The sequence below is a fragment of the Bradyrhizobium sp. genome (assembly GCF_047605465.1).
GTDB lineage: Bacteria > Pseudomonadota > Alphaproteobacteria > Rhizobiales > Xanthobacteraceae > Bradyrhizobium.
The window spans coordinates 21,914-29,206 of sequence record NZ_JASGFS010000072.1; the positions used below are offsets into that span (position 1 = coordinate 21,914).

The 7,293-nt window shown below is 65.4% G+C and carries 7 protein-coding genes and 1 pseudogene; all 8 read left to right on the forward strand.

The features are described 5' to 3' along the window. Window positions 1-2 precede the first annotated feature (2 nt). A complete protein-coding gene (gene sdhA, locus QM712_RS31775) occupies window positions 3-1,838 on the forward strand; it encodes a succinate dehydrogenase flavoprotein subunit (RefSeq protein ID WP_415027107.1) in 1,836 nt (611 codons plus the stop codon). 101 nt (window positions 1,839-1,939) lie between these two features. Next, a complete protein-coding gene (locus tag QM712_RS31780; protein WP_415027108.1) occupies window positions 1,940-2,722 on the forward strand; it encodes a succinate dehydrogenase iron-sulfur subunit in 783 nt (260 codons plus the stop codon). Between the two features lie 62 nt (window positions 2,723-2,784). Then, a complete protein-coding gene (locus QM712_RS31785) occupies window positions 2,785-4,743 on the forward strand; it encodes an ABC transporter ATP-binding protein/permease (RefSeq protein ID WP_415027109.1) in 1,959 nt (652 codons plus the stop codon). A gap of 113 nt (window positions 4,744-4,856) precedes the next feature. Further along, window positions 4,857-5,681 carry an FkbM family methyltransferase gene (locus QM712_RS31790; RefSeq protein WP_415027110.1) on the forward strand — a complete coding sequence of 275 codons (825 nt, stop codon included), beginning with the start codon at window positions 4,857-4,859 and terminating at the stop codon, window positions 5,679-5,681. A 24-nt stretch (window positions 5,682-5,705) separates the two neighbouring features. Further along, complete coding sequence (locus QM712_RS31795; RefSeq protein WP_415027111.1) at window positions 5,706-6,092, forward strand: VOC family protein; 387 nt, start codon at window positions 5,706-5,708, stop codon at window positions 6,090-6,092. Window positions 6,093-6,164: 72 nt separating this feature from the next. Then, window positions 6,165-6,650 (forward strand): pyridoxamine 5'-phosphate oxidase family protein, encoded by a 486-nt coding sequence (locus QM712_RS31800; protein ID WP_415027112.1) that lies wholly within the window; start codon window positions 6,165-6,167, stop codon window positions 6,648-6,650. Beyond that, window positions 6,650-6,892: a hypothetical protein gene (locus QM712_RS31805; protein WP_415027113.1), complete on the forward strand. Its 243-nt coding sequence runs from the start codon at window positions 6,650-6,652 to the stop codon at window positions 6,890-6,892. Before QM712_RS31800 ends, QM712_RS31805 begins: the two co-directional genes overlap by 1 nt. A 186-nt stretch (window positions 6,893-7,078) precedes the next feature. Then, window positions 7,079-7,293, forward strand: a pseudogene (locus QM712_RS31810) (OmpA family protein); the annotation flags it as partial.

The window sequence follows — 7,293 nt, forward strand, 5'->3', positions numbered from 1 at the left end:
CCATGGCCGCCACAACGAATGGCAAGGGCGACGGCGCTCCCGCCACCAACGGAAAAGCCTATCCCATCGAGGACCACACCTACGACGTCGTCGTGGTCGGCGCCGGCGGCGCGGGCCTGCGCGCGGTCGTCGGCTGCAGCGAGGCGGGCCTGCGCACGGCCTGCATCACCAAGGTGTTTCCGACCCGCTCGCACACCGTCGCGGCACAGGGCGGCATCTCGGCTTCCCTCGGCAACATGCACAAGGACGACTGGCGCTGGCACATGTACGACACCGTGAAGGGGTCGGACTGGCTCGGCGACCAGGACGCGATCGAATACATGGTGCGCAACGCGCCCGACGCGGTCTACGAGCTCGAACATTGGGGCGTGCCGTTCTCGCGCACCGAGGACGGCAAGATCTACCAGCGTCCGTTCGGCGGCATGACCATGGACTACGGCAAGGGCCAGGCGCAGCGCACCTGCGCCGCCGCCGACCGCACCGGCCACGCCATGCTGCACACGATGTACGGACAGTCGCTGCGTCACGCGGCCGAGTTCTTCATCGAGTTCTTCGCCATCGACCTGATCATGGACGACCAGGGCACCTGCCGCGGCGTCATCGCGCTCAAGCTCGACGACGGCACGCTGCATCGCTTCCGCGCCCAGACCACGATCCTGGCGACCGGCGGCTATGGCCGCGCCTACGCGTCCTGCACCTCGGCCCACACCTGCACCGGCGACGGCGGCGGCATGGTGCTGCGCGCCGGCCTGCCGATGCAGGACATGGAGTTCGTGCAGTTCCACCCGACCGGCATCTACGGCTCGGGATGTCTCGTCACCGAGGGCGCGCGCGGCGAAGGCGGCTATCTCGTCAACTCCGAGGGCGAGCGCTTCATGGAGCGCTACGCACCGTCGGCCAAGGATCTCGCCTCGCGCGACGTCGTCTCGCGCGCGATGACCATCGAGATCCGCGAAGGCCGCGGCGTCGGCAAGAAGAAAGACCACATCTTCCTGCATCTGGATCATCTCGATCCCGCGGTGCTCGCCGAGCGCCTGCCGGGCATCTCCGAGTCGGCGAAGATCTTCGCCAATGTCGACGTGACGCGCGAGCCGATCCCGATCGTGCCGACGGTGCACTACAACATGGGCGGCATCCCGACCAATTATCACGGCGAAGTGCTGACCAAGAAGGACGGCGACGACAACGCGGTCATTCCCGGCCTGATGGCGATCGGCGAGGCAGCCTGCGTCTCCGTGCACGGCGCCAACCGTCTCGGCTCCAACTCGCTGATCGACCTCGTCGTGTTCGGCCGCGCCGCCGCGCTCCGTCTCGCCGAGAAGCTGACGCCCAACGGCAAGCAGCCGGAGCTGCCGGCCAATTCCGCCGAGCTCGCGCTCGGCCGCCTCGATCATTACCGCTACGCCTCCGGCGGCACGCCGACCGCGAAGCTGCGCGAAGGCATGCAGCACGTGATGCAGAACAACTGCGCCGTGTTCCGGACTGGCGACGTGCTGAGCGAAGGCCAGAACCTGATCGAGAAGGTCCACAGCGGCATCACCGACATCGCCGTCTCCGACCGCTCGCTGGTGTGGAATTCGGATCTCGTCGAGACGCTCGAATTCGACAATCTGATCTCGCAGGCGGTGGTGACGATGAACTCGGCCGCCAACCGCACCGAGAGCCGCGGCGCGCATGCGCGCGAGGATTTCTCCGAGCGCGACGACAAGAACTGGATGAAGCACACGCTGGCCTGGCTGGACGATGCCGGCAAGGTCAAGATCGAGTACCGCCCGGTTCACAACTACACCATGACCAACGACGTGCAGTACATCCCGCCGAAGGCGCGCGTGTACTGATCATTGCTTGTCATTGCCGGGCTTGCCCCGGCAATCCATCCCTCGAAGATGGATGCGCGGATCAAGCCCGCGCATGACGGAAGAAACCAGAGGCAGGACTTATGGTTGAATTCGCACTTCCGAAGAACTCAAGGATCACCGGCGGCAAGACCTGGCCGAAGCCCGCGGGCGCGACAGAAGTTCGCGAATTCCGCGTCTATCGCTGGAATCCGGACGACGGCAAGAATCCGAGCGTCGACACCTATTACGTCGACACCAACGATTGCGGTCCGATGGTCCTGGACGGCCTGATCTGGATCAAGAATCACATCGACCCGTCGCTGACCTTCCGCCGCTCCTGCCGCGAAGGCGTCTGCGGCTCCTGCGCGATGAACATCGACGGCCAGAACACGCTCGCCTGCACCCGCTCGATGCACGACGTGAAGGACGGCGCGGTGAAGATCAATCCGCTGCCGCACCAGCCGGTGGTCAAGGACCTCGTCCCCGACCTCACCAACTTCTACGCGCAATATGCTTCGGTCGAGCCGTGGCTGAAGACGACTTCGCCGACCCCGCAGAAGGAATGGCGCCAGAGCCACGAGGATCGCGAGAAGCTCGATGGTCTCTACGAGTGCATCCTCTGCGCCTGCTGCTCGACCTCGTGCCCGAGCTACTGGTGGAACAGCGACCGCTATCTCGGCCCCGCCGCGCTGCTCCAGGCCAACCGCTGGGTCTCGGATTCGCGTGACGAAGCCACCGGCGAACGGCTCGACAATCTCGAGGATCCGTTCCGACTGTATCGCTGCCACACCATCATGAACTGCGCCAAGGCCTGCCCGAAGGGCCTCAACCCGGCCGAAGCCATCGCCGAGCTCAAGCTCAAGATGGTCGAAAGACAGATTTAAGGCTGTCGAATCAATGCTGGAACCGCGAGGGAACCGCTTGATTTCCCTCGCGTTATCCGGCCATGCAAAAGCCAGCCGAAAAGCGCGAACAGGGCAGGAAGCCACCCATCGTCGAGATCAAGGGCGAGGACGGCGGCAAAGTCGCCCCGCCACCGCCCGAGGTGCTCGAGCCTGACCCGGAGCTTTCGCCCGAACAGGCCGAGCAGGCCCGCAAGGACTATCTCCTCACCCGCTTCTGGATCAGCGCTCGCGGCTTCTGGGGACGCAACGGCGACCGTCTCGCCTGGCCGTTCTCGATCGGCCTCATCATCCTGATCTTTCTGACGGTCGGCTTCCAGTACGGCATCAACGTCTGGAATCGCGCGATCTTCGACGCCATCGAGAAGCGCGACGCCTCCACCGTCTTTCATCTCACCGCATTGTTCTTCCCGCTCGCGATCGGGAGCATCGTGCTCGGCGTGGCGCAGGTCTTCGCGCGGATGAGCATCCAGCGGCGCTGGCGCGCCTGGCTCACCAACAGCGTGCTGACGCGCTGGCTCAAGAACGGACGCTACTACCAGCTCAATCTCGTCGGCGGCGACCACAAAAATCCGGAATACCGGATCGCGGAGGATCTGCGCATCGCGACCGATTCGCCGGTCGACTTCCTCGCCGGCGTCACCTCGGCGCTGCTCTCGGCGGCCACTTTCATCGTCGTGCTCTGGACCATCGGCGGCGCGCTCACCGTCACGCTCGGCGGATCGACCATCACCATTCCCGGCTTCCTCGTGATCGCCGCGATGCTGTATGCCGCGATCGCCTCCGGCTCGATCCTGGTGATCGGCCGCCAATTCGTGCAGGTCTCCGAGGACAAGAATCAGGCCGAAGCCGATTTCCGCTACACGCTGACGCGCGTGCGCGAGAACGGCGAGAGCATCGCGCTGCTCGGCGGCGAGGAGGAGGAGCGCGGCGGCATCGACCGCAACTTCACCAGCGTGCTGCGGCAATGGGCGCGGCTTGCCGGCCAGCACATGCGCACCACCCTGGTGTCGCAGGGATCGAGCCTGGTTGCTCCCGTGGTGCCTCTCCTGCTCTGCGCGCCGAAATTCCTCGACGGCAGCATGACGCTCGGACAGGTGATGCAGGCGGCCTCCGCCTTCACCATCGTTCAGAGCGCGTTCGGCTGGCTGGTCGACAATTACCCGCGGCTCGCCGACTGGAACGCCTGCGCGCGCCGCATCGCCTCGCTGATGATGTCCCTCGACGGCCTCGAGCGCGCCGAGCAGGGCGATGGCCTGGGCCGCATCAAGCGCGGCGAGACCAGCAACGACGCCATGCTGGAGCTGAAAGATCTGTCGGTCACGCTCGACGACGGCACCGCAGTCGTCGGCGAGACCGAAGTGGTGATCGAACCCGGTGAGCGGCTGCTCGTCGCCGGCGAATCCGGCACCGGCAAGAGCACGCTGGTGCGCGCCATCGCCGGCCTTTGGCCCTGGGGCGGCGGCAGCGTCAACTTCCACCCCGACCGGCGGCTGTTCATGCTGCCGCAACGGCCCTACGTACCATCCGGATCACTGCGCCGCGCGGTCGCCTATCCCGGCGCGGCCGACGACTGGACGGTCGAGCAGGTCGCCGAGGCCCTGGACAAGGTCGGGCTCGATCATCTCAAGGAGAAGATCGAGGAAGACGGGCCGTGGGACCAGACGCTGTCCGGCGGCGAAAAGCAGCGCCTCGCCTTTGCGCGGCTTCTGCTGCACAACCCGGACATCGTCGTGCTCGACGAAGCCACCTCCGCGCTCGACGAGAAGAGCCAGGACAAGATGATGAAGATGATCACCGGCGAGTTGCCGAAGGCGACCATCGTCAGCGTCGCGCATCGCGTGGAATTGGAGGCCTTCCACAGCCGCAAGATCGTGCTGGAACGCCGCAAGGGCGGCGCCAAGCTGGTCAGCGACATCGACCTGATCCCGCGCAAGGGCAAGCGCAAGCTGCTCGGCCGCTTCCTGCGCCAGCGAAAGCCGGTTGCGAAGAAGGCGGCGTAACCCCGCGACCCGGATGGAGCGAGGCGCGGCCCGCGCCACATTCTGGCGCGGCGCCGTTGGAGTTACGCTCGAAAACGGCTATGCATGCGCCGCCTGCAACGAGGACCGCCTGCTTGACGCCAGACAACGCCCTTTCGTCCGCGCCATTCGGCGCGTTCGCGCCGAACGCGGCGCAGGCTGCCATCATTCGCCTCGCGCAACGAACCGGGCTGAAGCGCGGCGCGTTCCGGCCCTGGATGTCGCGGCTGGTCGATCTGCTGCGCGGCGGTCCGGTCGATGTGAGCTACCAAGGCGCTTCGTTCCGCCTCTATCATCAGGGCAGCGCGACCGAGCGCGGCGCGCTGTTCAATCCCGATTACAATCTCGATGAGCTCGACTTCCTGCGCCAGCACGCCCCCGCGGGCGGCACGTTCGTCGACGTCGGCGCCAATGTCGGCACCTTCGCGCTGGTGATGGCGCGCCAGGTCGGACCATCGGGCAAGGTGGTCGCGATCGAGCCGCATCCGCTGACCTTTGCACGGCTCTCGTTCAACCAGGCCGCATCGCGGACGACGCAGGTGCGCCTGGTGCAGGCTGCTGCGGGCGGCAGCGACGGCGAGCTGATGATCGAGAGCGGCGGCGGCAATCTCGGTGCGACACATGTCGTCACCGGCACGGCCAGCGCCGAGGCGATCAAGGTGCCGTCGCTGCGGCTGACGCGCATCCTGGACGAGGCCGGCGTCACCCAGGTCGATTCGCTGAAGATCGATGTCGAAGGTTTCGAGGACCGCGTGCTGATCGGCTTTTTCCGCGATGCCCCGCCGTCGCTGTGGCCGCGCGCCGTCGTCATCGAACATCTGTCACAAAACGAATGGCAGCAGGATTGTATCGCCGACATGGTCTCGCGCGGCTTTGCGATCGTGCGCAAGACGCGGAGCAATACGTTCCTGTCGCGCTGACAGGGATCAACAGCGGAGGTTGCGATGATCGATCATTTGGGCTTCTCCGTCTCCGACTATGAGCGGGCCAAGGCGTTCTACGCCAAGGCACTGGCGCCGCTCGGCTACGGCCTGGTCATGGAAGTGACGGCGGAGCAGACCGGCCACGATGCGGCTGCGGGCTTCGGTGCCGACGGCAAGCCGGACTTCTGGATCGGCGGAGAAGGCGCGATGAACAAGCCGGTGCATGTCGCGATCCTCGCGAAGAACCGCGCCGCGGTCGATGCCTTCTACAATGCGGCGATCGCGGCCGGCGGTCGCGACAACGGACCGCCCGGCATCCGCCCGCATTATCATCCGAACTACTACGGCGCCTTCGTGCTCGATCCCGATGGCCACAACATCGAGGCGGTTTGCCACACCCCCGAATAATCGGGTTCCGGATTCCGGCAGGAACATCGTTTCGCGCAGGCCGTTATCGTCCCTTGCAAGAGGGAGCCCGATATGGCCAACGACAACGCCCGTGACGTGGACCGCGCCTGGGATCTGATGAAGAAGATCGGATTCGCGATGCTCGTGACTCGCGACGGCGACAAGCTGCGTGCACGGCCGATGAGCGCCTATCTCGACCGCGATGCCAACGCGATCTACTTCCTCACCGACGCGCGGCGTCACAAGGACGAGGAGATCGCGCGCAATCCATCCATCAACCTGTCGTTCGCGGATGCCGGCAGCCAGAAATATGTTTCACTGACCGGCACCGCCGTCGTCTCCAACGATCGCGCCAGGATCAGGGAATTGTTCTCGACACCGGCGAAGGCGTGGTGGGACTCCGCTGACGATCCCAACATTCGCGTGCTCAAGGTTTCGCCCGACGATGCCGAGTTCTGGGATTCGCCGGGAACGGTCATTTCCTACGTGAAGATGGCGGCCGCCGTGATGACGAACTCACGTCCGGACATCGGCGAGAATCGCAAGGTCACGATGTGATGCCGATCGACCCGCCCGAGATTCCTCCGGCGACACCGGGCAATCCGACCGAGCCGCCGCCGGGAATTCCGCCGGGCAATCCGCAGCCCGACATTTCGCCGCCGGTGCGTGAACCTGACGCACCACCGCAGCCGGAGGAATTGCCGCCGCGCATTCCCGAAGAGATTCCATCGCGGGGACCGAACGGCCCGCTCACACCGAATCCCGCGACGGACATGACGTCGTCGCGGGATCACATATGAGGCGAAGCATCACATGTGAGGCAATTGCAACCTGCATCTGAATGCGCAATGAACGTCGCCATAGTGACGTGATTTGCGTGCAGAAATAAATCGAGCCGCGACCTCTTCGCCCGCCACAATCCGGCCTAACGCGTAGCTGTTCATCACCAGACTTCGTCAAAGAACCTTCCGGGGAATCTCACCATCATGACCAACCTTCGTTTCGTGCTGCTTGCGACGACGGCTTTGACCGCGATGCAATTGGCAAGCTCCGCATCGCATGCGCAAGTCGCGACTCCCTTCGTGGTCGCGCAGGCCCAGCCAGAGGCGGGCCCTGACGGAAAACCGAAGCAGCCGCCGAAGGAGTTGCCGAAGGCGCCGCCACCGCCTGCCGCGCACCCGGCAGCGCCGCCACCGCCGGC

What these genes read in the sequence shown, in the direction of transcription:
- QM712_RS31785 (WP_415027109.1), top strand. Translation starts at nt 2,785, where the DNA reads ATGCAAAAGCCAGCCGAAAAGCGCGAACAGGGCAGGAAGCCACCCATC.
- QM712_RS31780 (WP_415027108.1), top strand. Translation starts at nt 1,940, where the DNA reads ATGGTTGAATTCGCACTTCCGAAGAACTCAAGGATCACCGGCGGCAAG.
- QM712_RS31805 (WP_415027113.1), top strand. Translation starts at nt 6,650, where the DNA reads ATGCCGATCGACCCGCCCGAGATTCCTCCGGCGACACCGGGCAATCCG.
- sdhA (WP_415027107.1), top strand. Translation starts at nt 3, where the DNA reads ATGGCCGCCACAACGAATGGCAAGGGCGACGGCGCTCCCGCCACCAAC.
- QM712_RS31795 (WP_415027111.1), top strand. Translation starts at nt 5,706, where the DNA reads ATGATCGATCATTTGGGCTTCTCCGTCTCCGACTATGAGCGGGCCAAG.
- QM712_RS31800 (WP_415027112.1), top strand. Translation starts at nt 6,165, where the DNA reads ATGGCCAACGACAACGCCCGTGACGTGGACCGCGCCTGGGATCTGATG.